This is a genomic window from Polynucleobacter sp. Adler-ghost (assembly GCF_018688495.1).
In the GTDB taxonomy this organism is placed as follows: domain Bacteria; phylum Pseudomonadota; class Gammaproteobacteria; order Burkholderiales; family Burkholderiaceae; genus Polynucleobacter.
On sequence record NZ_CP061320.1, the window covers coordinates 1,469,203 to 1,493,139 of the forward strand.

The following is a 23,937-nucleotide window of genomic DNA, read 5'->3' on the forward strand; positions in this document are numbered from 1 at the left end:
TATCTCCTCAATAATCTCGTTTATAAAAAAACTACTCAGTCCATGACTGGCGGATGCCAGCCTGAATTTCTTCTACAACCACATCCAAAACCGTGACGCCATTACTAAATCCTGTAGCGCGCTGCTGAAAACGACGTTGTCCAGGAAGACGAGTGCCTGCGTCAGCACTTAAGGCCTTGATAAAGTCTTCGATTCGACTGGCAAAAACAGATTTACCTGCCAAACCTGTATCAATAGTTAACATCAGCTGGCCAATGCGCGGGCGATTGCCTTTAGGGTCAAAAAAGGAATCCGCCTCATAAGAAAAACGGCTGCCTGAAAGTCCGACTACCAGCAATTCAACGATGAGAGCAAGTAATGCCCCTTTATCGCCACCCAAAGGAAGCATCAAACCCTTTAAGCCTTCTTGTGGATCCGTAGTTGGCTTGCCATCCGCAGTCAATGCCCACCCTTCTGGAATCGCTTGACCATTTTTTGCAGCAACCAGGAGTTTTCCGCGGGCTACAGCAGAAAGTGACATATCTATAACTAAAGGGTCGCCGCTCGCGGTGGGGAAAGCTGCGGCCAGAGGGTTGGTTCCAAAGATTGCTTTTGTACCGCCAACCATCGGCATTGCAGCTGGAGTATTTCCAAATAGAAGAGAGACATAACCTGCTCGGGCTGCAGCCTCAACATAATGCCCGGCAACGCCAAAATGATGGCTATTAGTTACAGCCACTAAACCAAGACCATTTTTGGAGGCTAGATTGACTGATAGGTCAGTTGCAAAACGAAGTGCAGGAAAAGCCAGGCCATCACGTGCATCGACCAAAGCAGCTGCCGTTTTAAATGGGCGGACCCTTAACTTGGGGTCTAGCTCGATTCGGCCATTTTTCGCATGCGCAGCATATTGTGAAACTCTTGCCAAACCATGCGAAGCCAAACCATCTAACTCCGCCAGCGCCAGAAACTGTGCGGTCTCATAAGCTGCTTTTGAATTGATCCCAGCAGCCTTGAGGCCTGAGTTTGCTAGCTCAAGAATCTCTGGATAGCTCAGATTCATGAATGCTCACCGCGAATGAGGTCGTTCAAAACCAGGGTTTTCAGGGCTTGACTAGATCTAGCTTTAGGGACCAAAATAACTGACATATCTGAATCATATAGATGATTTAGATATCTTGCAATACCCAGTTCGTGGTGCAGCGCAAGAAGTAGCTCGAAGTGCTGCAGGATGGATGGAGGAGACAGAAGTAATGAATAAGCATATAACTATTAAATAGCAGTTGAGTATATTTTTTTCATAGCTAAGTAGCTAAGATATAAAGATTAAATTACCACTGGAGGTCACCGATGTTTGAGAATAAAAAATATAATTTAAGTAGACGTTTAGTATTACTTGCAGGCGCACTTACCCTTGCATTACCTCAATTAGCAACAGCACAGTCCTGGCCAACAAAGCCAATTAAGTTAATTATTCCTTTTGCAGCTGGCGGAACCACTGATATTCTTGGCCGACTCTTAGCCCAACAGTTGACGAAAGATCTAGGACAAAACGTCATTGTTGAAAATAAGGGTGGCGCTGGTGGCAATATCGCCGCTGAATTTGTAGCACAAGCTCCTGCAGATGGCTACACCATCATGCTAGCCTCAGGAAGTATGTTGACTGTGAATCCGAGTTTGTATAAAAAATTGCCGGTCAATTACAGTAAAGATTTTGTGAATATCACCAATGTGGCTAGCGGCCCAATGCTGCTATCTGTCAGCACTAAAATCCCAGTCAAGAATTTAAATGAATTTATTACCTATGCAAAAACTAAGGATCTGAATTTTGGCTCTGCAGGTATTGGAAGCCAAGTTCATATGGCTGCTGAAAACTTAACTTATTCTGCCAACATTCCAGCGACCCACGTGCCTTATAAGGGTGAATCTGCTGCCATCAACGACCTAGTATCGGGACAAATAGACTTTATGGTTGGTAACCTCACTGCCGCAACAGGTTTTGCAAAAGCCGGTCAAATTAAGCCAATTGCCGTGACTAGCGCTAAACGCGTCAAGCAACTTCCCGATGTGCCAACGGTTGCCGAAAGCGGCATCTCTGGATTTGAAAGTACCGGTTGGTTTGGTTTGGTGGCACCGGCCAACACTCCTAAGGTCATTACGGACAAAATCTATGACGCTACTGTTAAGGCGGTGAAGTCAGATGCGATGCAAAAGAGTTTGGAGCTTAATGGCTTAAGCCCGGTAGTGAATTCTCAGAAAGACTTTGATGCCCAGATAAAAGCTGAATCAGCTAACTGGGAAAAAGTGATTAAAGGTCGCAATATTAGCGCTCAGTAATGATTGTTATCTGAATGTAAAAAGCGAGGATTTATCCTCGCTTTTTATTTAACCTAAATACACTTTAGGTGATTTGCCTGAGCAGTAACATCAAGCCAGAAAAAAATAATATTGATCCGTAGGCGATACGCATAGAGGCATTGCTAAGCTTAGTGTGAATATGTGAGCCTGCCCACATTCCCAAGAAAGTCACTGGCATTAAGCAAACTGCAAGGCCAATTACCTCCCAGCTTAAGATGAGCCCAGTAACCAGCATTAAGGTGAGTCGTAAAAATGCCAGTATAAAAATGGCAAATGCCATAGTCGCACGAAGCACCTTGGGATTATTAATTCTTAAGCCGAGATAAGAAACATATACGGGTCCGCCCGTAGCAAAAAGGGCCGTAAATACACCGCCAAAGAATCCAAATGGCACTGCCCACCATCTATTAATTGGATCTCGAAACTCGACATTTCTCTGAACTAAAATACGAATACCATTAATGGCCGCAAATATCCCGAGAATCAGTAGCAAGGGTTCGCTTGGTGCCCTGATCAATAAAAAGATTCCCAATACCATTCCAATTAAGCTAAAAGGAAAGAGCCATTTCAACTCTTGAGTATTCGCATCACCAGATGACCTTCTTCCGACGTACAGGGAGGCACAAATATCAATGATGACCATCATTGGCACTACCACTTTCAGTGGGTATATCTGCACGAGCAAAGGGACAGCCACAATTGAAGAGCCAAACCCAGAAACCCCAAAGATAAAAAATGCGCAAAGAACTACCAATGCTGCTAGCAAAAATGAGGCTGGCTCAATCAATTCAAAAATATCAAGCCTCTACCAAAATAGTCTCGCCAGGTTTAATCATCGTAAATTGAACTGGCCTATTTTTAATTTCTAAACCATCTTTACCTAGATGAGCAGCGGTAAAGTACGACTCCTCCAAAGAGCCGGGCTGCGGAAAATCATCACGATAATGAGCACCTCTTGAGTTTTCTCGAGCAAGAGCAGCCTCTGTTACCGACTTGCTCACCAAGATGAGATTGCTTAAATTCATCCAATCTTGCCAGGTAATACTGTATTCCCTTTGGATATTGCCAACTCCCATTTGATGCAGTTGCCTATCTAGCTCATCGAGCTTCACGCGAGCACGTAACAAACTTTCCCTGGTTCTGGAGATGCCCACGTCATCCCACATACATTCAGCTAGAGCATCACGAATCGATTCAATATCGCCTGCTGGCCTCTCTAATGGGGCCTCATGCGCCTTGATACTGGCGCGCACTTCTTCCATATTGCACTCTTGCAAATTCTGAGATACGACCCACTTCGCCATTTCTTCGCCGGCAATACCGCCAAATACAGTAGAGTTGGCCACACCATTTCCACCTAAACGATTAGCTCCGTGGACCCCTCCAGTATCTTCACCTGCTGCAAATAAACCTGGTAACTCGGTGCTACAGTCCGCCTTAAAAATTAATCCGCCCATCATGTAATGCGCAGTTGGGACTACCTCTACTAGATCTCCCGCCAAATCAAAGCCACTGTCGGCACATCGCTCGACCATACCTTTGAATTGCTTGCGCACATTATCAGGACCAAGGTGGCTCATCTGAATATAGACGCCGCCATTCGGGGTAGCTCTACCTGCCCTAATTTCAGAATTAATCGATCGCGAAACGATATCTCGAGTAGCGCGTTCATTACGAGGATCGTAGTTGCCCATAAAGCGCTCTTGATTGCCATTGAGCAAATATCCGCCTGCACCACGCAATCCTTCCTCAAGTACGGTTCCCGTCATCCTAGTGCCTGGCCCTGCTAATAATCCGGTAGGATGAAATTGCACCATCTCCATGTCGCGTAAAGTAAGGCCCGCACGAAGTGCCATAGCTAGGCCGTCACAACTCTTATCACCCGAAGGTGTGTGGTACTTGTACATTGTTGGTCCGCCACCTGTAGCCAACAGCACTGCTTTAGCTCGTACCAGTGTGAACTGACCAGTCGTCATATTAAGCATTAATACGCCAGCAAGTGACTTTCCATCAGCACTATGAATTAACTCGACTGCCCTATGCTCCTCAAGACGATGAATTCCTCTTGACCATACCTGCTCAGCCAGTCGACTGATAATTTCAATACCAGTCAAATCTCCCTTATGAACTGTTCGGTCAAATGTTTGTCCAGCAAACGCTTTTTGATGAACTGTGCCATCCGGATTGCGGTCAAAGAAACAGCCGAGCTCATTCTCAAGCTCACGAATACGTTCAACCGCCTTATTTACCAATGTCCAAGCCAACTCTTGATCCGACAACCATTTACCACCTTCGATTGTGTCCATAAAATGACGTTCAACAGAGTCGCCCTCTGCTAGTGCCACGTTATAACCACCTTGCACCATGCGAGTACAACCACATTTACCGAGCAGTCCCTTTACGGCAATGGTGATATGAAGATTTGGATTGGTTTGGTGTGCGTGCAGAGCCGCAAAAAGTCCTGCACCGCCAGAACCGAGAATGAGAATATCTGTTTCAAGCGTGGCGATATTCATAAGGAAATTCCTAAGCTCTTTAATACAGCCTCTTTATTGCGTGCAACATCACTTTTCACTTCTTGATAAATGCTGCCGCCATGACTATCCATTGCCACTAGTAAAGGGCCAAAGTCTTTGATCTTGAAACGCCAAAGAGACTCTGGATTGAGATCATCCATATCCACATCTTCAATTTGCTCAATCCACGTTGTCTCTAACGCCGCTGTACCCCCAATAATTGCAAGATATACGCCGCCAATTTCCTGAAAGGCTGCTGCAGAGTCTTCGCGCATACCGCCCTTACCTACAATCATTCGCACACCATTCTCGGTCATCAATGGACGAGTAAAACGCTCCATACGATCTGAGGTGGTTGTACCAATACAGATTGCTTGATACCCGGCTGGAAATTCTTCACTTACCGCTACCTTGCGCACATTCGGGGCCGTATGAATTACTGCATGACCATTAAGATCAAAGCGAGTCTTTCGACCCTTATCAAACATATGGATTTGCGTAGCATCCCGAATACCAAATAAGGTGTTTTGCAGAGTCACCGTGTCATTAATACGCAGCTTACGAATATCCGATTCACTAACGGGAGTTGGAAGGTTATAGTGGGCCATCTTGATTCCTAGAATCCGTAAGTCACACCATGAGGCGTGAAGGTTGCTCGCGCTCTACGCGCTGAGTGACACTGCATATTGACGGCTACTGGATTTAAGGTGATATGGGTATGGGCAAGTTCTACATGAACTGCAAAAGCCGTACCGTCGCCACCCAAGCCTTGGGGGCCAATACCCAATTTATTCACGGCAGCAGTTAATTCTTGCTCTAACTTAGCACCCTCTTCGTCGCTACAGATGCTACCTAATGCTCTTGTAGCGGCACGCTTGGCCATCGCAACACATTGCTCAGAGGTACCACCGATGCCAACACCAACAATCGTTGGCGGACAAGTTTTGCCTCCCGCAGACACAACGCTCTCGATCACAAAGGCTTTAACGCCATTAATTCCATCAGCAGGAATGGCCATCTTCAAAAAAGAATTGTTTTCTGAACCACTCCCTTTGGGAACCATCTCGATTTCAAGCATCTCATCATCATCACAAAAATCGATGCTGATTGCCGGCATATCAATGCCGCAGGATGTGTGATTATTCTTACGCGTAATCGGATGCACTACAGAGGAGCGCAATGGGTACTCAGTAGTTGCACGTTCGCAACCTTTACGAATCGCTGCCTTGAGTTCCATACCATCTAGTTGCACATTACGGCCAATCTTGACCTTATAAATTGGCAAACCAGTATCTTGGCAGAGTAGATTGTCCTCGCGCTCCGCAACGGTAATGTTCGTGATCATCGTTTTGAGAACCACCTGAGCACGTGCATCTGATTCACCCTGATTTAAGCGCTCAATGCCGGCTTTAACATCATCTGGAAGCACCTTTAAGGCGCGAATATAGAGCTCCTTGCAAGCCTCTTCAACTGCTTTCATTTGTAACTGCATAAATTACCCAATCAATTTGCCAAATACAAAAATAGAAGGCCGCAAGTAATACCGAACAAAATGGCTGCTTGGGTCCAAGCCTTACGCAAACCACGCCATGGACCAAACTCAATCATGATGAGCCGAATTCCGCCTACCAAATGGATCGCCAGCAAAATAACTAGCGCCCATTCGCCGAATTTAAAAACCCAAAAATCAGTTAAGCCTAAATAGCGCTCAAATCCACTGGCACCACGCAAAGACTGCGAAAGCATTAAGAAATGCAGGGGGATAAAGCAAGCGAGCAGCAGTCCGGAGAAGCGATGACATGCATAAGCAAAATAAGAGAGGTGAGACTTTGCGCGTAAATCGAGCTTTGGCCTCGGGCTCATACCGCACCTCCGGTGTAGACACCAATCACTGCCGTGCTTCCTAGAATCAGTATGAGGACTGCTAGGAGCGAAGATAGGGTCTTAGAAATGAAGCCCTTAGAAAACGTTTCTTCGAGGATGTTAGCCAAGCCAATAGGCGCATGAACAAAACAGGCTAAAACAAAAATCTCATAAAAAATAGCAAAGGCAATATTGCCTTGAGTGCGCCCCAAAATCTCCTCAGCAGTTAAGCCGCCACGTATTGCATAGAAAATAATGACCAGGTGGATGCTGACACAAAGACCTAAAACCATGGCACTGATTCTCTGGGCATACCAAAGCTTTGCCTGCATCACGGCTTGACTCATAACTTGCCCCACTTACTTCCTCGCACAGCAGCTCTTGCCACTAACTTTTTTAACCCAGCGATACTAGCTGTAGGTTCAAGCTTCTTAGGGCAACGCTCCGTACAGGATCCCTGCGTATGGCATGCGTGGCAACCTTCATCACCAGCAACGGCACGCAGGCGATCCAATTGCTGTACATCACGCACATCATTCGTTAAGGTCCAGGCACGATTCAAGGCGGCTGGACCGAGGTAGTTAGGGCGGCTCTGAACAACTTCACAAGAGGAATAGCACACTCCACAACCGATGCATTCGATACCAGCATTGGCTAATTGACGTTCCGGTGACTGCGGCTCTACTCTTGCAAAATCATCATGACGGGTTTTATCCCCCTTGAAGAAACCAACTGCACCCTTCCACTTATTAAAGAACTCTCGCATATCAGTAGCAAGGTCTTTAATGACTGGTAGATTGTTCAGAGGGGCAATCTCTAGGGAGCCCCCTTCAACAATCTGGGAAACGTGGGTACGACACGTCCAGCGAGCAACACCATTCACGGTCATGGCGCAAGAACCACACATGCCCACCCGACAAGCGAAGCGGTAGCTGAGAGTTGGATCTAGCTTACGCTGAATAAAGGTAACGACATCCAGCACCGTTTGATTTGGGTTTCGAGGCACCAAATACTCAACGAACTCACCCTCTTGAGCACCGCGCCAGACTTTTACTTTGAGATCTGTATTAGACATGGGCTCATTATATCGATAGATAGTAAAAAATAAATCGAATATAATTTTCTACGAGATAAAAAAATAATTTATATTAAAACCCATGTCCAGCATTCGAGTACTTAAAAACTTCCTAGCTATTTCAAGGCACAAGAGCGTGGCAGCCGCTGCACGTGAAATAGGTCTTACGGCGGCCGCTGCAGGACAGCAATTGCAGCAATTAGAAGCAGATATTGGTGTAGAGCTATTTGATAGAACCAAACGATCTATGACCCTCAATCACCATGGCAGATCCTTGGTTGAGCCAATCCAGGAAATCATTGCCCGCTATGAGGCCCTAGGATCTGACTTTAAATCTGAACTTAGCGGCACCATTGTTCTGGGCGCATTGGTCTCAACTTTAATGGGTGCCTTTGGAAATACATTGAATGAGCTTAAACAAAGCTACCCTGAACTTGAAATCAAGCTCATCGCAGGTCTCTCGAACAACTTTCTAGATCAAGTGATTGAGGGTAGTCTAGATGCGGCAATAGTTACTGAGTCACCCTATGCTTTGCCGCAAAATGTACAGTGGACGGAGTTGTATTCAGAGCCTATGGTACTGATTTATCCAACAGTCAAAAACAGAAAAAACTTTTCTACCAAAAGTACATCGGACGATCTGCCATTCATTCGATTTGAGAGAAATACTTGGACGGGGCACCTTGTAGATCAAACCATTCGCGCAAATAAAATGGTAATTAAAGATAGCATGGAACTGAATTCAGTAGAGGCGATCATTGAGCTCGTCAGGCAAGGACTAGGATTCGCAATTGTTCCGAGGCTAGCTAATATTGCCTGGGAGACTGACAAAAAATTACATATTTCAGAATTAGCAGGGAAGACTATTTTTCGTAAGGTCGGCTTGCTAGAACGAAAAAAACATAGTCGTCAAAATGTCACTCAAATTATTAAACAACATTTCTTATCTGTCTTACTCAATTAATAACCGTTTAATTTCAGGAGGTCAATTGGATGCACTTGGAACGAGAAAAGTCCGACATTGCCGGACTTTTCTATTAAGTAAGATTAAAACTTTATTTTTTAAGATTCAACTCTGAACCTAATTTGCTATAGAGCTCATATTGCTCTTTTGCAAAGGATTCAGTTTCTGCCTGCGAGCGAATCGCTGAGAGTGCCCCTACCATGTCATTGCCATTAATCCATGTAGGATTTTTTGCCACTTCTTTGAGGATAGTCTGCCACTTTTCAACAACCTCAGGAGCCAGTCCAGGAGGTCCGTATAGACCACTCCATCCCATCACCTTTTCAAGACTACCCATACCTTCTTCTTTTGCAGTGGGGATATTTGGAAAATCTTTTAAGCGCGAAGATGAAGATGTTACGAGGGGCCGCATTGCATTTCCTTTTAACTGCCCAGTAATTGTTGTTAAGTTATTGCATAAAAAATCTACTTCCCCGCTTAATAATGCAGTAGTCGCTAGTCCAGCACTCTTATAGGGAATCATCGTTGCAGCTGTAGATGGCAAACCAACATCACGCAAGAGTACTTCGACGGCTAAATGCTGTGTTGTGCCTGCACCTGCAGTGGAATAATTAAGTTTCGTTGGATTTGCCTTAATTACCGCTATCAATTCCTTCATATTTTTATATGGTGCGTCAGGCTTGACAACACAAACTAAAGGATTGAAGTCAAGCAAAGAAATAAACGTGAAGTCATTCCATTTATAAGGAGTACTACTTTCGAGTGCCGGTACAATCGCCTGAGAACCTGCTCTAGAAACTAATAAAGTATAGCCATCGGGAGGGGATGTACGAACCTTTTGCGAGCCAATCGTACCCGATGCGCCAGCAATGTTTTGCACAATCACATTTTGACCCAATAGCTTGCTAGCGATAGGAGCTAAATTTCTAGCAGAAAAGTCACTATCACCACCAACCCCATAAGGTGCGACAAGCGTAATAGGTCTATTTGGATAATTTTGGGCTATTGCAATTTCAATCGCCAACCCCATCAAAAATAATGCTGGAACAAATCGTTTTTTCACTAACCGCAGCATGCTACCTCCCTGATATTTAAGACATGGCATTCCATGGACGTATAACTTAATGCTAAAGACTATTGATAAAAAATAAAGTAAGGGTTTTAACCAGTAAACGCATTAATTCACTAAACAGTTAACTCAACAGAAAGCTTAGTTCCAGGAACTAATATTCCGCCTCTATCACCTGGCATAACACCGCCCCAGCGAGAATCAAAATAGGCTGGCAATGGTCTTCCTGATAGAGGCGCAATCCAAAGACGAAGCAGATGGCGCTGAAGTTTAGGATCAGGCCAATTCTCAAAATCGTTTCTCGAATGAAGAATTTGATGATTATGTAAGAGTTGAATATCACCAGGCTCAAATGCCATCTGCAGCGCAAATCCAGGCTCTTGCAAAATGGCATCGATCTCATCCATCACTTCAACTTGCTCACGAGTTAGCCTCGGAGCTTGTGGATAGAGTCGTTGCGCCTCTTCAATATAGTGCCGCAAGTAAACACAAGACAAATGTCCTTGATACCAATTAAAGATTGGAATCTCAAACCATGGATTCCGACCTTCAGGAACCTCCCCTCGGCGATCAGTTGGGTATGGGGTAAACATGGCAGCAATTAAATCGGGTCTACGTTCAACCAGCTTGTTATAGAGCGTCATAGAGCTCGCAATAAAAGACTCGCCGCCTGCTTTAGCTTTTTGCAGGCAAAGTAAGCCAACAATATCAGCCGAGTCGGTATGGTAATCAAGCTTTCTATTGGTTTGATAAAAGCGCACACCGGCTTCAACCTTGACGCCTTGATCGCGCACATGTCCCAAAAGATGACCTTTACCATTACTACTTCTTAAGCTACCCATATGACGGCCAAGCCCCATATAAACAGCAGCAGCCTTTTCTATTGACCAGCTACTAACTGGAAGTCCTCGTAACATCAGAAAACCACGTCCAGCGAGCAGTTCATTAAGCGCCCCCGCAATAAAGGGAGCGAGCTTTTTCAAGGGGAATGAGTCGGGACTGATATCTTCCAAGGCGATACCTGAGCTAAGAAAGTGATCGGCTGCAGTCTCAAGCTCAGCAATTTGTTCAGAATCCCAATGCACAATCCAGCTGGGATCTTTTTGAATAATCTCGCCCAGCCATGCGCCAGCCCCCTCAATCATGCGCGGAATACCGTCTACTTTATTGTCGTTGTGTTCTGCATGCATATTCATTCCCTCATCTATATACATTCATTTGGATCTTGATTGCGCTTAAATGAAAACTAGTCTATCCCAAAAGATATGGAAAATGAATCTTAAATATACTTTTTCATATTAGTTTATTTTCTTTTTAAAACTCTCATATAACCAAACTCTATAGATGATGGTGAATGATTAAGGGTTATCACTCATTTATACCCGGGGTCATATATATCTTCTACCCTCTCAACATTTGGGAATGAATTAGTTTTAGCAATACAACGTAAACTGTTTTTGATGAAATGAAATTGGCAAATTATCGTATCCTGCACTAACCAATATCTACACTAAAAGAAATTTAGGAATTTAATTTTATGGCTACAAAAATTACCAATGGTGCCGATAACTTTATCAAGGCACTAGAGCTTGCTGGCGTCACTAAAGTGTTTACACTTTCTGGAAATCACATCATGCCAGCGTATAACGCAATATTTGATTCCAAAATTGAACTGATACATACTCGGCATGAAGCTGCGGCTGTCCATATGGCAGATGCATGGGCTAGACTGACTGGCGAAGTTGGTATTGCTTTGGTTACAGGCGGTCCAGGACATGCAAATGCAGTCTCAGCCCTGTATACAGCGTCAATGGCTGAATCGCCGGTCGTCCTTATCTCCGGCCATGCACCTTTAAATCAGCTGGGTAAGGGTGCGTTTCAAGAGATGGCTCAAGCAGATATTGCAGCACCCTTAACAAAAGCATCTTGGACATGTCAAAAGGTTGAGGATATTGCTTCCGATACGGCAAAAGCAATACGAATAGCAAAGTCAGGAAGGGCTGGACCTACCCATCTCAGCCTACCGAGCGATATTCTGGAATCCACTTCCCCGCCAAATATTAGGATGCCCTCAAGCGAGGATTTTTTAGTGGAGGATAAGGCCGCTAAATCGTCAGAAATTTCATCGATCGCATCGTTATTAATGACAGCAAAGAAGCCACTCATACTTGTTGGTCCAATGATGCTTTCAAAATCTGGAAGAAAAGAGTTACTTAACCTTCAGGAAGCATTAAATATTCCCGTAATCGGCATGGAAAGCCCTAGGGGCATAGGCGACCCTAGTCTTGGCGCCTTTTCTGAGGTTCTATCGCATGCTGATTGCATTCTTTTGCTTGGCAAAAAGCTCGACTTCACTTTGAAGTTTGGCAACAGCCCTGGTATTAATCAAGCCTGTACATTTTTACAAATTGATCCTGATGAAAATGAAATTAAGCGAGTCAAAAATGCAGTTGGCGATCGCCTGAAGTCTGCATTCATATGCGATACCCCCATCGCTATTAGCGCTCTAATTGCTGCCAAGCCTTCAACAAATTTAAGTCTGAATGGCTGGTTAAAAGAAGTTGAGTCGGCAATTACATTTCGCCCTACTGCCTGGAAAGGTCTACTACCAAGCGAGGGTAGAATTCATCCAGCACAGATATTTTTACCTCTCCAAGAAATATTGGATAGTCACCCCGACTCCATACTAGTTAGTGATGGAGGAGAGATTGGGCAATGGGCGCAGGCATGCTTAAGAGCACCGAATCGCGTTCTTAATGGCGTCGCTGGCTCTATTGGAGCCGGCTTACCTTTTGCATTAGCCTCGAGAGTTGCAAAACCAAACGTGCCAATCATTGCAGTAATGGGGGATGGTACTTTTGGTTTTCATAGCGCTGAAATTGATACGGCCGTTCGTTATAACTTGGATTTCGTCCTTTTGATTGGTAATGATGCTCGCTGGAATGCCGAATATCAGATTCAACTCAAAGATTATGGTAAAGAAAGGACTATTGGGTGCGAACTACTGCCATCTAGTTATGAAAAAGTTTGCCAAGCTTTTGGTGGTTACGGTGAGCTGGTCACAAACTCTGATGCGATACTGCCCGCGGTAAAACGAGCAATTGCGAGCAAGTTACCGTCTTGCCTCAATATCATGATCGAAGGGCTAGCGGCACCCAATATCAAAAGGAGCTGATCTGACTAAGTACAATAATTTCCTGGAGCAATGCAGTGGAATCATTGGATCGGACTTTGTATCCAACTCAAACGCCGATAAACAATCCCACTTAACGGACTGGAGCAAACGGTTCTCAGGGAATGCGATTGCTGTATTGAAGCCAAAAAATGTTGGTGAGGTTGCTTCCTTAGTTTCATTGTGCAATCAAAATAGAATACCAATTGTGCCGCAAGGTGGAAACACTGGGCTTTGTGGAGGCGCAACTCCTATGGATGAGCACCCATCAGTTGTGATTGTCACAACTAGACTCAATCAAATCCATGAAGTTAATCTTGAAAACTCTACGATTACACTTGATTCTGGAGTGCTACTAGCTAACGCTCAGGAGGCTGCCAACCAATCAGGAAAGTTATTTCCCTTAAGTCTAGCATCAGAGGGGAGTTGCACTATTGGTGGAAACTTATCTACTAACGCAGGAGGAGTTCAAGTTCTTCGTTATGGGAATATGCGCGACCTCACCCTAGGTCTTGAGGTAGTTACACCATCCGGGGAAATCTTCAATGGATTACGTGGACTCAGAAAAGACAATACGGGATATTCTTTGAAAGATATCTATATTGGCTCTGAAGGGACCTTGGGAATTATTACCGCTGCAACACTAAAACTATTTTCATTGCCTCGCTCTAAGGCTACTGCCCTAGTTACACTTGCAGACATCCAATCTAGCATAAAACTCATTGAATTAATCAATCAACATTCCAATACCGACTTAACTGCATTTGAGATTATGTCGTCTTCAGCACTCACTCTTGTATCCAATGGGATAGAAAAATTATCTGGACTTATTAATGATCATTCCCCTTGGATAGCGCTAATTGAATTATCTAGTATGGAAGATGAACAAAAATCATATGCCCAGCTTGAGACCTTACTTGAGAAGGCCTTTGATATTGGGCTAATTAACGATGCCGTCCTATCCAAATCTCTACAGCAGTCAAAAGATCTCTGGAGAATAAGAGAAGGAATACCAGAGGCGCAGTTTATCCTAGGGACAATCGTGAAGCATGATATTTCGTTACCAATATCAGAACTAGCAAAATTTGTTGCATCTACAGAAGTGAAATTGAGAAAATTTTGGCCTCATTTGCAAACAGTCATTTTTGGACATATTGGTGATGGCAATCTACACTACAACATTGCTCCTATTGCCCCCGAACTTTCTAAAGATCTTGAAATAAGACGAAAAGATATCAATCAATTAGTTCATGACGAAGTATATAAATTTTCTGGCTCATTTTCAGCCGAGCATGGAATTGGGCAATTAAAACGAGATGAGCTAACAACAAGAAAAAATTCTATAGAACTGGAATTGATGAGAAGTATAAAAAGAGCTCTTGACCCACATGGAATCATGAATCCAGGGAAAGTGCTTTAGCAGTCAAGAGATATTTAAACCAAACTTATCGTGGAATATCACCATAAACTATAGGAGGGGAGCCTAAGATTGATAAAACTACTGTTAGCCGATCCAAAATACATAAAAATATAAGCCAAAGAAAAAACCACCCCGCAGGGTGGTTGAAAAAAATTCATGGAGGTACTACCTAAGAATGAACAACAACATCATCGTATTCCATTCAAAGGCTCTCCCAATTTCGTATTGCTTACTTAATGTGCGTGATGCCTCATATTGGTGCAATGGACGTTGGGGCCCAAGCTCCTACCGTTTGCAGGGATACTTTGTCTCAAAGAATCGGATCAGCGTCTTAGCTGCACGATCTTGATTGAATTGGGGGTTATTTTGATTCCAAGCCAAGAACTCCTGGAGAATGACTTCTCTTGTACCAGCTTCCGATGAGAAACAAATGCTCTGCTTTTGTTTTGCATTTCGGTTAGCAAGGTAGGCCTGATAAACGCCCTCACCAAAGCCAAAGCAAAAGTTCTGCGCATCCGCATCATTGAGGTTTTTGCATAGCTCAACCAATGCAGCAGTAGAGGCATCATTCTTTGGAAGCTCAGACTGAGCAAAAGTGTTTGCCTGCAACAGCAAGAATGCACTAATGACGAGTGAGATTGTCCGAAATAGTTTCATAGTGTCTTCTTTATAAATTAGCGCCTAAATCCACCCATGCGGCCAGCACCAAAACCACCACGCCCACCAAATCGGTCATCATTCATTCGATCAGCACGTGCTTGCTCTCGCATCGCATTTTCTTGAGCTGCCTCACGATAGGTATTTGGATTGCTACGATCCTGCTGGTAATCATTTCTTGCCTCTTGATTTAGGCGGTCAGCTTGAGAGCGCTCTTGTGGCGTAGCATTTTTTTGAAAGGCATTATCAGCTCTCTGTCCAGCCGCTCTTGCCGCCTGTCGATCTTGCGGGCTCGCATTATTTTTCCAATCATTCAACAGTCGCTGTTGGTTCTGAATGCTACTCGGACCAATCAGCCCCCTATTCGTTCTTCCAGGAGAATTTGTATTGTTCACATTAATCGTGCCATCAGACCAGCTAGGCGAAGACCAAAATGCACTACCTACTGCCATCCCAAGTCCAAAAGACATCATTCCCCAGGCGGGGTTATAAACAGGATATGGTGGGTAGTCTGGATAAGGCCACGCCCCATAAACAACGGTGGGGTTATAGCTCGGCACGTAGACCACTTGAGTATTGGCGGGGCCAATTAATACGTTCGAGTTAGCGTCAGTGCTCACTGTAATTTGCTGATTTGACTTGAGAGTTCCAGCTTGAACGGCGCGTTTGCGTAAAACCTGCACCGCCTTCATCGTATCTGCTGGCTGTAGCTTGTAGGCATTGCCCAAATTTTGAGTCCACTGCAACTTACTACCCATCATATTGAATGCTTGCGGAAATGAGATCAGCGACTTCACGCTATCGTTCCACGATTGCACTTTGAGAGCATCTTGCAATGCAGTGCCATTTAGACTGGAATTGCTATTACGCCAGTTATAGGCTTCAGCCATCTCTAGTGGATAAGTTGATGCCAATAGCATCAAGGACAGCAAGGAGTCTGGGTATAAGGCAATCGGAGAGAGTAAGGACTGCAATTGCTCTGATGAAATCAACTGCGGTGAACTGTTATAGCCACCACTTTGGGTATAGGACTGTGGATAGTCGATATTTTGATAGGGATCACCATTATTTGAACAAGCACTCAAGAGCGCTGTAAGCCCAATCAAATATCCTGCTTTATTCTGAATATTCATACACTCATTAATCCTCTTGTATTTCTAGAGTGTAATACCGAGCCAGAAATTAGTGATTTTCTTTAGCGTGGTTAATGGAGTATTTCGGGATCTCAATGACTAGGTCCTGGCGCGCCACAATAGCCTGACAAGATAAGCGAGACTGGGGATTGAGGCCCCATGCACGGTCTAACAAATCTTCTTCATTCTCATCAGGCTCATTCAGACTCTGATAGCCCTCTTTCACAATCACGTGGCAAGTTGTGCAAGCACAGACCATATCGCAGGCATGTTCAATCGGAATATGGTTTTCTAGCAAGGCCTCACAAACGGAGGTGCCTGGAGTCACTTCAAGTACCGCACCTTCAGGGCAATACTCGCTATGGGGTAGAACAACGATCTGAGTCATTTGGGTAATTTTCTTTTCTTAGATTTCTGCAACATTCTTACCGGCTAATGCCCTCTTAATGCTGGCATTCATGCGCTTTTGGGCAAACTCGTCGGTAGCCTTAGCGGCATGATCGACTGCTTTTCTGAGAATGGCGCTATCAGTTTCTTCTGTAAGCAACTTTTGCAAGACGGCCATTTCTTGATCAACCTCAGCCTGCTCTTGAGAATTCAATAATCCACGATCAGAATCTAAAGCAGTTTGTACAGCATCTAATAAACGCTGCGCATTCACCTGCTCTTCACGCAAAGATCTTGAAAGGAGGTCTATTTTGGCTGAGGCAAAACCATCTTGCAGCATTCGGGCAATCTCAGCATCAGTCAGACCATAGGATGGCTTAATATCTATTGAGGCTTGCACACCTGAACCCTGCTCCATGGCGCTTACAGAGAGCAATCCATCTGCATCTACTTGATAGGTCACGCGTATACGGGCAGCACCAGCAGCCATTGGCGGGATGCCACGCAATTCAAACTTACCTAAAGAGCGACAGTCTTGTGCTAACTCCCTCTCACCCTGCACTACCTGAATTGCTAAAGCAGTTTGGCCATCTTTAAAGGTCGTGAAATCCTGAGCACGCGCTACCGGAATAGGTGTGTTGCGCGGAATAATTTTTTCCACCAAGCCACCCATGGTTTCAACGCCAAGAGACAGTGGAATGACATCCAAGAGGAGCCACTCATCGTCCTTGCTTTGATTGCCAGCAAGTAAGTCAGCCTGCATTGCGGCGCCTAAAGCAACAACCTGATCTGGATTGAGATTATTTAAGGGTTTAGTGCCGAAGAGCTCGCCCACCGCACGTTGCACATGAGGCATACGAGTTGCCCCACCAACCATCACGACGCCTTTGACTTCATCAGCCTTAAGGCCTGCATCGCGCAAGGCTTTCTTCACGGCAAGCAAAGTCTTGTTGATTAAGTTTTGCGTGATTTCAAAAAACTGCGCCTGGCTCACTCCCACATTAATCACAGTGCCATCAGCAAGAGTTTCATGAACACGTGCTAATGGGTTATGGCTCAATTGCTCTTTAGCATGTTTGCAAGAGAGTAAGAGCTTACGATGATCCTGAATCGACAGTGGTGGAAGCTTAGCTTGCTCAATCACCCAACAATAGAGGCGATGGTCAAAATCATCGCCTCCCAAAGCAGAATCGCCGCCGGTAGAGAGTACTTCAAATACCCCTCTGCTCATACGCAAAATGGAGATATCAAAAGTGCCGCCACCTAAATCGTAAACCGCGTAGATGCCCTCGGAGGCATTATCTAAACCATAGGCAATGGCAGCAGCAGTAGGCTCATTGAGCAGACGTAAAACTTCAATGCCTGCCAACTTCGCAGCATCTTTAGTTGCTTGACGCTGAGCATCATCAAAATAAGCGGGCACGGTAATCACCGCACCAACGATGTCGTCATTAACTGAGTCTTCTGCCAACTGGCGCAAGCGCGCCAAAATTTCTGCTGAAACTTCAATGGGGCTCTTGTCACCTGCTACCGTTTTGATCTTTAACATCCCAGGCTCGTCAACGAAGTCGTAGGGAGTGCTTTCGATATTCTCTACATCGACAATACCCCGGCCCATGAAACGTTTCACAGAAACAATCGTATTTTTGGTATCAGAGACAATACTTTCGGCAGCCTCGAAGCCGGCTTGGGTTCTACCGTTTGGGAGATAACGCACCACAGAAGGAAGTAACTCGCGCCCTTCTGAATCAGGGAGAACCTTAGGTAAGGCATCCCGCACAATTGCGACCAAGGAGTTAGTGGTACCCAAGTCAATACCTACCGCAATCCGACGTTGATGCGGAGCAAGTGATTTACCAGGTTCGGAGATTTGTAATAAGGCCATGGGGTCTAGAGTGTAAAGCTATACCAAAGCTGAGATAGCATCATCTAGCTCTAGCGCAAACTTATCAATAAAAAGCAGACCTCTAAGCAACTCAGCTGCGCGCTCATAGTTCTGAGCTCCATCGATAGCCTGTGTAATTTCTACCAAGATATCTCGTTTAGCTTGATCAACCTCTTCAGCTAGAGCTTCGAGAGCACCGAGATCCTCATCTTGATCTTCGAGACTTTCACGCCATTCCATTTGCTTCATCAGAAAAGCAGCTGGCATGGCCGTATTGGTCTCAAGACGCGCATCCACTTTGTGGAGTTGGCAAAGGTAGAGCCCACGCTGAATGGGATTTTTCAAAGTTTGAAATGCAGTATTTGCCAGGGTAGCCATTTGCATTGCCAACCTTTGCTCGGTATCGCTACCGCGAGCATGGCGATCAGGATGCACTTCTTTTTGGATCGCTAAATAAGCTTGATCCAATGCAGACAAATCTAGGTTGAATTGCTGTTCTAAACCAAAGAAACGAAAGTAATTGTCAGACGCGGAAGGATTCACCACAACCACACTCATCTTTTACATTCGGGTTTTGGAACTTAAAGCCTTCGTTCAAACCTTCACGTACAAAGTCTAATTCGGTGCCATCTAAATAGGCTAAGCTCTTAGGATCAATAAAGATGGTGATGCCATTAGATTCAAATTTCACATCTTCGGGAGCGGCCTCATCCACATATTCCAATTGATAGGCCAAGCCTGAGCAACCAGTAGTGCGAACACCTAAGCGTAAGCCGCAACCTTTTCCACGCTTATCTAAATTGCGCTGAACATGTTTCGCTGCTTTGTCGGTTAAGGAAATTGCCATGATGAAAGCCTTTTTATCTTTACAGGGCCGGATGCTTTTCTTTGTAATCAGCCACTGCTGCCTTGATGGCATCTTCAGCCAAGATAGAGCAGTGAATTTTTACTGGTGGCAAAGCCAACTCTTCAGCAATCAAGGAGTTCTTAATCTCTAAGGCCTGATCCAAGGTTTTGCCTTTAACCCACTCAGTGACTAATGAGGAGGATGCAATTGCAGAACCGCAACCATAGGTCTTGAACTTGGCATCTTCAATCACGCCCTGATCGTTTACACGAATCTGTAGCTTCATCACGTCACCACACGCAGGTGCGCCGACCATGCCAGTACCTACTTGGTCATCGCCTTTTTCAAAAGAACCCACATTGCGGGGATTTTCATAATGATCAATTACTTTATCGCTATATGCCATGGTATTTTCTCGCTATCTCTTTTATCTTTAATCTTGCTTCAATATATTTAATAACTCTTAGTGAGCTGCCCACTGGATGGTGCTGAGGTCAATACCATCCTTAAACATTTCCCATAAAGGTGAAAGTTCACGTAACTTTGCAATCTTCTCTTTAACCAATTTGATCGTGAAATCCACTTCTTCTTCAGTAGTAAAGCGTCCCAAAGTAAAACGAATTGAGCTGTGTGCTAATTCATCATTACGACCAAGAGCGCGCAATACATAAGAAGGCTCTAAGGATGCTGAAGTACATGCAGAACCAGAGGAAATAGCCAGGTCTTTCAAGGCCATCAACATCGACTCGCCCTCAACATAGTTAAAGCTGATATTGAGGTTATGTGGAACACGATGCTCCATATCTCCGTTAACGTAAACCTCTTCAATATCCTTCAAGCCATTGAGCAAGCGATCACGTAAAGCACGGATGCGAGCATTGCCCGAGGTCATCTCAAGGCGTGCGATACGGAAAGCTTCGCCCAAACCAACGATTTGATGGACGGCTAATGTGCCAGAACGCATACCGCGCTCATGACCGCCACCATGAATCTGCGCCTCAATACGAATCCGGGGCTTACGACGCACAAATAAGGCGCCGATACCTTTAGGGCCATAGGTCTTATGAGCAGAAAAACTCATTAAATCCACTTTAGTTTTCTCTAAATCAATTTCAACTTTGCCAGTAGCTTGCGCTGCATCCACATGAAAAATTACACCACGTGAGCGGCATAGCTCCCCAATGCGTGGAATGTCTTGGATCACGCCAATCTCGTTATTGACATACATCACTGACAACAAAATAGTGCCTGGCTTCATTGCCGCTTCTAGCTGAGCGAAATCAATCAAACCATTTGGCAGAACATCTAAGTAAGTCACTTCAAAACCTTCGCGCTCAAGCTCGCGACAAGTGTCTAAAGTAGCCTTGTGTTCAGTCTTGACCGTAATGATGTGATTGCCACGATCTTTGTAAAAGTGCGCTGCACCCTTAAGCGCTAAATTAATACTTTCAGTTGCGCCACTAGTAAATACGATCTCCCTTGGGTCGGCATGCACTAACTGGGCGACTTCTGAACGCGCCCACTCAACTGCTTCCTCTGCAGCCCATCCGTAGGCATGGCTACGAGATGCAGCATTACCAAATTGCTCGCGCAAGTAAGGCAACATCTTATCTACCACGCGCGGATCAATCGGAGTAGTAGCCGAATAGTCCATATAAACCGGAAAATGCTTAGGACTAAACATCGGTATTGACTGCTGGGGAATGTCTTGTGGTGCGTTCATTTTTTGCTTATCGATTAACAGGTAAAGAGATTGATCTCTTGGATTAACTTTGCCGAGCTAGATTAAAAACAGAATTCACAAGAGGACGCTTCGGGGCATCTTCTTTCTTTGCTGCGACTGCTGGTGCTAGCTTTTCTGCCTTAACACTGTCAGCCTTAATTTTCTTGGGGCGCAAATCATGCAATACGATTCCGCGTCCAGATTGCTGGTGTACCAAGTCTCGTAATGACACGGAACTAAGGTATTCCACCATCTTGGCATTGAGGTTTGACCAAAGATCATGAGTCATGCAATGACCTTGATTTTCTTCATCGGTATGACAGTTGCCCTTACCGCCACATTGCGTTGCGTCCAGAGGCTCGTCTACGGCCACAATAATGTCGGCCACGCTAATTTCCTCAGATTTACGGGCTAGGGTGTAACCACCGCCAGGACCTCGAGTACTTTCAACGATATTGAAACGGCGTAACTTGCCAAATAGTTGCTCTAAATAAGAGAGGGAGATCTTTTGTCTTTGGCTAATTCCAGCCAAAGTTACAGGCCCGTGCGTCTCACGCAGGGCTAAATCGATCATTGCGGTTACTGCAAAACGGCCTTTAGTTGTAAGTCTCATATGTCACCTTGGTAATGGATTGTTATGGACAGCTAACAGTCGGGCGGGTAATACCCGACCATTCCGCTCAACTTTACCATATACCCCACTAAATTGCTCAGGCATTAACCCCTCAACTTTAAATGGCGTCCCGGGAACGTGCCCCAAATGCCATTTCCTTCACCTTAGTCAATCTATCGCGGGTAGATGCAGCCTTTTCAAACTCCAAATTCTTGGCCTCAGAGTTCATTTGCTTCTCTAAGCGCTTGATTTCACTTGCTAAATCCTTCTCACTCATATCCTCATAGCGTGCCCGCTCCTGCTCAACTTGCATCTCAGAGCGCTTCTCTTTAACGTCATAGACCCCATCAATGATGTCTTTAATACGCTTTTTAACGCCCCGTGGCTCAATACCATTGGCCTTATTGAAAGCAATTTGTTTGGTGCGGCGGCGCTCTGTTTCGCCCATTGCCCGCTTCATGGAATCGGTAATGCGGTCAGCATACAAAATCGCCTTACCTTTGACGTTTCGTGCCGCCCGACCAATGGTCTGTATCAAGCTACGCTCAGAACGCAAAAAGCCCTCTTTATCTGCATCCAAAATGGCGACTAAAGAGACCTCTGGAATATCTAGGCCCTCGCGTAATAAATTAATACCTACCAATACGTCAAAGACACCTAAACGTAAGTCACGCAGAATTTCCACTCTCTCCACCGTATCAATATCGGAGTGTACGTAGCGTACTTTTACTCCGCTATCTGATAAGTAATCCGTGAGTTGCTCAGCCATACGTTTTGTTAATACCGTTACTAAAACACGCTCATGGACTTTGACACGCTCATGAATCTGATTCAGCAGATCGTCAACTTGAGTACTTGCTGGCAATACTTCGATTTCTGGATCGACTAATCCGGTTGGTCTTGCTACTTGCTCTACCACTTGTCCCGTATGCGTATTTTCGTAATCAGCCGGCGTTGCAGAGACAAACACGGTTTGACGCATCTTGGTTTCAAACTCAGTAAATTTGAGTGGGCGGTTATCCATTGCTGAAGGCAAACGGAATCCAAACTCTACTAAGGTATGTTTGCGAGACTTATCGCCGTTATACATCGCGTTGAGCTGACCTATGAGGACATGACTCTCATCTAAAAACATGAGTGCGTCATTGGGCAAGTAGTCCACCAAGGTAGGCGGCGCCTCACCAGGCATAGCGCCTGAGAGGTGGCGAGAGTAGTTCTCAATGCCCTTGCAAAAGCCCAACTCATTGAGCATCTCCAGATCAAAGCGGGTACGCTGCTCTAAACGCTGCGCTTCAACCAGCTTGCCATCTTTTACAAATTCATCTAAGCGAATGCGTAACTCTGCTTTGATGGTTTCAATCGCCTTGAGAACGGTGTCACGCGGCGTGACGTAGTGCGAGCTTGGATAGACGGTAAAGCGTGGAATCTTCTGACGAATCTTTCCAGTAAGTGGATCGAAGAATTGCAAGCTCTCAATAACATCATCAAACAGTTCAACGCGCACCGCTAATTCATTATGCTCAGCCGGAAAAATATCAATCGTGTCGCCCCGGACTCGAAAAACACCGCGCTTGAAATCGGTTTCATTACGGTCGTATTGCATCGCAATTAAGCGCATCAAAATATCGCGCTGACTCATCTTGTCGCCAGGGCGCAAAGTCATCACCATGCTGTGATAGTCACCCGGATTACCAATACCGTAAATTGCGGACACAGTGGCTACGATGATGACATCGCGCCTCTCCAACAAACTCTTGGTTGCAGACAATCGCATTTGTTCAATATGTTCATTGATTGATGAATCCTTTTCAATAAACAAATCGCGTGTCGGAACGTAGGCCTCCGGCTGGTAGTAATCGTAGTAACTAACAAAGTACTCCACCGCATTTTTAGGGAAAAATTCTCGAAACTCACTATAGAGCTGGGCAGCTAGAGTCTTGTTTGGGGCAAAAATGATGGCGGGGCGACCTGTCCTAGCGATCACATTAGCCATAGTGAAGGTCTTACCCGAGCCGGTAACACCCAACAGTGTCTGAAAGGTCAATCCATCCTCAATGCCAGCCACCAAAGCATCAATTGCGGCCGGCTGATCGCCTGCGGGCGGAAATGGCTGATAGAGCTGAAACGGGGAATCTGGGAAAGAAACGAATTTAGCTGGGTCTAAATCGTGGCCTACCTCGCCCAAAGGATCGGCTACAGGGGTTTTCTTGCTTTCGGCAACTTGGGAATTCGAGGAAGTTTTAGGCAACTTGGGGGGCATCTCAGCTATCATTTCA

The 23,937-nt window shown here is 45.1% G+C and carries 24 protein-coding genes; 4 read left to right on the plus strand and 20 right to left on the minus strand.

Translation table 11 applies throughout. From position 1 onward, the window contains the following. Window positions 1-31: 31 nt before the first annotated feature. Window positions 32-1,042 (minus strand): Ldh family oxidoreductase, encoded by a 1,011-nt coding sequence (locus ICV89_RS07655; protein WP_215307914.1) that lies wholly within the window; start codon window positions 1,040-1,042, stop codon window positions 32-34. A gap of 287 nt (window positions 1,043-1,329) precedes the next feature. On the opposite strand from ICV89_RS07655, the gene ICV89_RS07660 reads away from it, so the two are divergent. Then, a complete protein-coding gene (locus ICV89_RS07660; protein WP_215307916.1) occupies window positions 1,330-2,316 on the plus strand; it encodes a tripartite tricarboxylate transporter substrate binding protein in 987 nt (328 codons plus the stop codon). Between the two features lie 64 nt (window positions 2,317-2,380). Here ICV89_RS07660 and ICV89_RS07665 read toward each other — a convergent pair whose 3' ends face one another. From ICV89_RS07665 to ICV89_RS07695, 7 genes are read right to left on the minus strand one after another with little or no spacing between them, the layout of a single operon-like run. Then, window positions 2,381-3,124, minus strand: coding sequence for a sulfite exporter TauE/SafE family protein (locus tag ICV89_RS07665; RefSeq protein ID WP_215307918.1), 744 nt, complete (start codon window positions 3,122-3,124; stop codon window positions 2,381-2,383). A 10-nt stretch (window positions 3,125-3,134) separates the two neighbouring features. Then, window positions 3,135-4,853, minus strand: a complete 1,719-nt coding sequence (locus tag ICV89_RS07670; RefSeq protein WP_215307920.1) for an L-aspartate oxidase — start codon at window positions 4,851-4,853, stop codon at window positions 3,135-3,137. Further along, window positions 4,850-5,461 carry a fumarate hydratase C-terminal domain-containing protein gene (locus ICV89_RS07675; protein WP_215307922.1) on the minus strand — a complete coding sequence of 204 codons (612 nt, stop codon included), beginning with the start codon at window positions 5,459-5,461 and terminating at the stop codon, window positions 4,850-4,852. Before ICV89_RS07675 ends, ICV89_RS07670 begins: the two co-directional genes overlap by 4 nt. Before the next feature lie 8 nt (window positions 5,462-5,469). Then, complete coding sequence (locus ICV89_RS07680) at window positions 5,470-6,345, minus strand: fumarate hydratase (RefSeq protein WP_215307924.1); 876 nt, start codon at window positions 6,343-6,345, stop codon at window positions 5,470-5,472. A gap of 11 nt (window positions 6,346-6,356) precedes the next feature. Further along, window positions 6,357-6,716 (minus strand): succinate dehydrogenase, cytochrome b556 subunit, encoded by a 360-nt coding sequence (sdhC, locus tag ICV89_RS07685; protein ID WP_215307926.1) that lies wholly within the window; start codon window positions 6,714-6,716, stop codon window positions 6,357-6,359. Then, complete coding sequence (locus ICV89_RS07690; protein WP_215307928.1) at window positions 6,713-7,063, minus strand: succinate dehydrogenase; 351 nt, start codon at window positions 7,061-7,063, stop codon at window positions 6,713-6,715. The genes sdhC and ICV89_RS07690 overlap by 4 nt, the downstream gene beginning before the upstream one ends. Beyond that, window positions 7,060-7,791, minus strand: a complete 732-nt coding sequence (locus ICV89_RS07695; protein ID WP_215307929.1) for a succinate dehydrogenase/fumarate reductase iron-sulfur subunit — start codon at window positions 7,789-7,791, stop codon at window positions 7,060-7,062. Before ICV89_RS07695 ends, ICV89_RS07690 begins: the two co-directional genes overlap by 4 nt. Before the next feature lie 82 nt (window positions 7,792-7,873). Between ICV89_RS07695 and ICV89_RS07700 the strand changes: the two genes are divergently transcribed. Next, window positions 7,874-8,755, plus strand: a complete 882-nt coding sequence (locus ICV89_RS07700) for a LysR substrate-binding domain-containing protein (RefSeq protein WP_215307931.1) — start codon at window positions 7,874-7,876, stop codon at window positions 8,753-8,755. A 91-nt stretch (window positions 8,756-8,846) separates the two neighbouring features. Here ICV89_RS07700 and ICV89_RS07705 read toward each other — a convergent pair whose 3' ends face one another. Together ICV89_RS07705 and ICV89_RS07710 are read right to left on the minus strand one after the other, a co-directional pair. Next, the gene (locus tag ICV89_RS07705; RefSeq protein ID WP_215307933.1) at window positions 8,847-9,830 is read right to left on the minus strand and encodes a tripartite tricarboxylate transporter substrate binding protein; all 984 of its coding nucleotides are present in this window, start codon (window positions 9,828-9,830) and stop codon (window positions 8,847-8,849) included. 110 nt (window positions 9,831-9,940) lie between these two features. Next, window positions 9,941-11,014: a TauD/TfdA family dioxygenase gene (locus ICV89_RS07710; RefSeq protein WP_215307935.1), complete on the minus strand. Its 1,074-nt coding sequence runs from the start codon at window positions 11,012-11,014 to the stop codon at window positions 9,941-9,943. Between the two features lie 347 nt (window positions 11,015-11,361). Between ICV89_RS07710 and ICV89_RS07715 the strand changes: the two genes are divergently transcribed. Both ICV89_RS07715 and ICV89_RS07720 read left to right on the plus strand, forming a co-directional pair. Continuing rightward, the gene (locus ICV89_RS07715) at window positions 11,362-12,999 is read left to right on the plus strand and encodes a thiamine pyrophosphate-binding protein (protein ID WP_215307937.1); all 1,638 of its coding nucleotides are present in this window, start codon (window positions 11,362-11,364) and stop codon (window positions 12,997-12,999) included. A 1-nt stretch (window position 13,000) separates the two neighbouring features. After that, a complete protein-coding gene (locus tag ICV89_RS07720; RefSeq protein ID WP_215310372.1) occupies window positions 13,001-14,416 on the plus strand; it encodes an FAD-binding oxidoreductase in 1,416 nt (471 codons plus the stop codon). Between the two features lie 285 nt (window positions 14,417-14,701). On the opposite strand, the gene ICV89_RS07725 is transcribed toward ICV89_RS07720, so the two are convergent. From ICV89_RS07725 to uvrB, 10 genes are all read right to left on the minus strand, one after another. After that, complete coding sequence (locus ICV89_RS07725; RefSeq protein ID WP_215307939.1) at window positions 14,702-15,073, minus strand: Rap1a/Tai family immunity protein; 372 nt, start codon at window positions 15,071-15,073, stop codon at window positions 14,702-14,704. A gap of 17 nt (window positions 15,074-15,090) precedes the next feature. Next, window positions 15,091-16,206, minus strand: a complete 1,116-nt coding sequence (locus ICV89_RS07730) for a DUF3300 domain-containing protein (protein ID WP_215307940.1) — start codon at window positions 16,204-16,206, stop codon at window positions 15,091-15,093. Between the two features lie 49 nt (window positions 16,207-16,255). Further along, window positions 16,256-16,594 carry an ISC system 2Fe-2S type ferredoxin gene (gene fdx, locus ICV89_RS07735; protein ID WP_215307942.1) on the minus strand — a complete coding sequence of 113 codons (339 nt, stop codon included), beginning with the start codon at window positions 16,592-16,594 and terminating at the stop codon, window positions 16,256-16,258. An 18-nt stretch (window positions 16,595-16,612) separates the two neighbouring features. Then, entirely contained in the window at window positions 16,613-18,478 is a 1,866-nt protein-coding gene (hscA, locus tag ICV89_RS07740; protein ID WP_215307944.1) for a Fe-S protein assembly chaperone HscA, read from the minus strand. 18 nt (window positions 18,479-18,496) lie between these two features. Next, window positions 18,497-19,036, minus strand: a complete 540-nt coding sequence (gene hscB, locus ICV89_RS07745; RefSeq protein WP_215307946.1) for a Fe-S protein assembly co-chaperone HscB — start codon at window positions 19,034-19,036, stop codon at window positions 18,497-18,499. After that, the gene (iscA, locus tag ICV89_RS07750) at window positions 19,002-19,325 is read right to left on the minus strand and encodes an iron-sulfur cluster assembly protein IscA (RefSeq protein ID WP_215307948.1); all 324 of its coding nucleotides are present in this window, start codon (window positions 19,323-19,325) and stop codon (window positions 19,002-19,004) included. The genes hscB and iscA overlap by 35 nt, the downstream gene beginning before the upstream one ends. Window positions 19,326-19,344: 19 nt before the next feature. Continuing rightward, the gene (gene iscU / locus ICV89_RS07755) at window positions 19,345-19,731 is read right to left on the minus strand and encodes a Fe-S cluster assembly scaffold IscU (protein ID WP_046330506.1); all 387 of its coding nucleotides are present in this window, start codon (window positions 19,729-19,731) and stop codon (window positions 19,345-19,347) included. A 57-nt stretch (window positions 19,732-19,788) separates the two neighbouring features. Beyond that, the gene (locus tag ICV89_RS07760; RefSeq protein WP_371817835.1) at window positions 19,789-21,048 is read right to left on the minus strand and encodes an IscS subfamily cysteine desulfurase; all 1,260 of its coding nucleotides are present in this window, start codon (window positions 21,046-21,048) and stop codon (window positions 19,789-19,791) included. A 43-nt stretch (window positions 21,049-21,091) separates the two neighbouring features. Continuing rightward, window positions 21,092-21,661, minus strand: coding sequence for a Fe-S cluster assembly transcription factor (locus ICV89_RS07765; RefSeq protein ID WP_215307950.1), 570 nt, complete (start codon window positions 21,659-21,661; stop codon window positions 21,092-21,094). Window positions 21,662-21,779: 118 nt separating this feature from the next. Continuing rightward, a complete protein-coding gene (uvrB, locus tag ICV89_RS07770; protein WP_251370950.1) occupies window positions 21,780-23,933 on the minus strand; it encodes an excinuclease ABC subunit UvrB in 2,154 nt (717 codons plus the stop codon). Between the last annotated feature and the right edge of the window lie 4 nt (window positions 23,934-23,937).

Excerpts from the sequence above, each read along its gene's own strand:
- ICV89_RS07680 (WP_215307924.1), bottom strand. The coding sequence starts at position 6,345 with ATGCAGTTACAAATGAAAGCAGTTGAAGAGGCTTGCAAGGAGCTCTAT.
- ICV89_RS07710 (WP_215307935.1), bottom strand. The coding sequence starts at position 11,014 with ATGCATGCAGAACACAACGACAATAAAGTAGACGGTATTCCGCGCATG.
- ICV89_RS07765 (WP_215307950.1), bottom strand. The coding sequence starts at position 21,661 with ATGAGACTTACAACTAAAGGCCGTTTTGCAGTAACCGCAATGATCGAT.
- ICV89_RS07705 (WP_215307933.1), bottom strand. The coding sequence starts at position 9,830 with ATGCTGCGGTTAGTGAAAAAACGATTTGTTCCAGCATTATTTTTGATG.
- iscA (WP_215307948.1), bottom strand. The coding sequence starts at position 19,325 with ATGGCAATTTCCTTAACCGACAAAGCAGCGAAACATGTTCAGCGCAAT.
- uvrB (WP_251370950.1), bottom strand. The coding sequence starts at position 23,933 with ATGATAGCTGAGATGCCCCCCAAGTTGCCTAAAACTTCCTCGAATTCC.
- iscU (WP_046330506.1), bottom strand. The coding sequence starts at position 19,731 with ATGGCATATAGCGATAAAGTAATTGATCATTATGAAAATCCCCGCAAT.
- ICV89_RS07700 (WP_215307931.1), top strand. The coding sequence starts at position 7,874 with ATGTCCAGCATTCGAGTACTTAAAAACTTCCTAGCTATTTCAAGGCAC.
- ICV89_RS07725 (WP_215307939.1), bottom strand. The coding sequence starts at position 15,073 with ATGAAACTATTTCGGACAATCTCACTCGTCATTAGTGCATTCTTGCTG.
- ICV89_RS07670 (WP_215307920.1), bottom strand. The coding sequence starts at position 4,853 with ATGAATATCGCCACGCTTGAAACAGATATTCTCATTCTCGGTTCTGGC.
- ICV89_RS07715 (WP_215307937.1), top strand. The coding sequence starts at position 11,362 with ATGGCTACAAAAATTACCAATGGTGCCGATAACTTTATCAAGGCACTA.
- fdx (WP_215307942.1), bottom strand. The coding sequence starts at position 16,594 with ATGACTCAGATCGTTGTTCTACCCCATAGCGAGTATTGCCCTGAAGGT.
- hscA (WP_215307944.1), bottom strand. The coding sequence starts at position 18,478 with ATGGCCTTATTACAAATCTCCGAACCTGGTAAATCACTTGCTCCGCAT.
- ICV89_RS07655 (WP_215307914.1), bottom strand. The coding sequence starts at position 1,042 with ATGAATCTGAGCTATCCAGAGATTCTTGAGCTAGCAAACTCAGGCCTC.
- ICV89_RS07675 (WP_215307922.1), bottom strand. The coding sequence starts at position 5,461 with ATGGCCCACTATAACCTTCCAACTCCCGTTAGTGAATCGGATATTCGT.
- ICV89_RS07695 (WP_215307929.1), bottom strand. The coding sequence starts at position 7,791 with ATGTCTAATACAGATCTCAAAGTAAAAGTCTGGCGCGGTGCTCAAGAG.
- sdhC (WP_215307926.1), bottom strand. The coding sequence starts at position 6,716 with ATGAGCCCGAGGCCAAAGCTCGATTTACGCGCAAAGTCTCACCTCTCT.
- ICV89_RS07760 (WP_371817835.1), bottom strand. The coding sequence starts at position 21,048 with ATGAACGCACCACAAGACATTCCCCAGCAGTCAATACCGATGTTTAGT.
- ICV89_RS07730 (WP_215307940.1), bottom strand. The coding sequence starts at position 16,206 with ATGAATATTCAGAATAAAGCAGGATATTTGATTGGGCTTACAGCGCTC.
- ICV89_RS07690 (WP_215307928.1), bottom strand. The coding sequence starts at position 7,063 with ATGAGTCAAGCCGTGATGCAGGCAAAGCTTTGGTATGCCCAGAGAATC.
- ICV89_RS07660 (WP_215307916.1), top strand. The coding sequence starts at position 1,330 with ATGTTTGAGAATAAAAAATATAATTTAAGTAGACGTTTAGTATTACTT.
- hscB (WP_215307946.1), bottom strand. The coding sequence starts at position 19,036 with ATGAGTGTGGTTGTGGTGAATCCTTCCGCGTCTGACAATTACTTTCGT.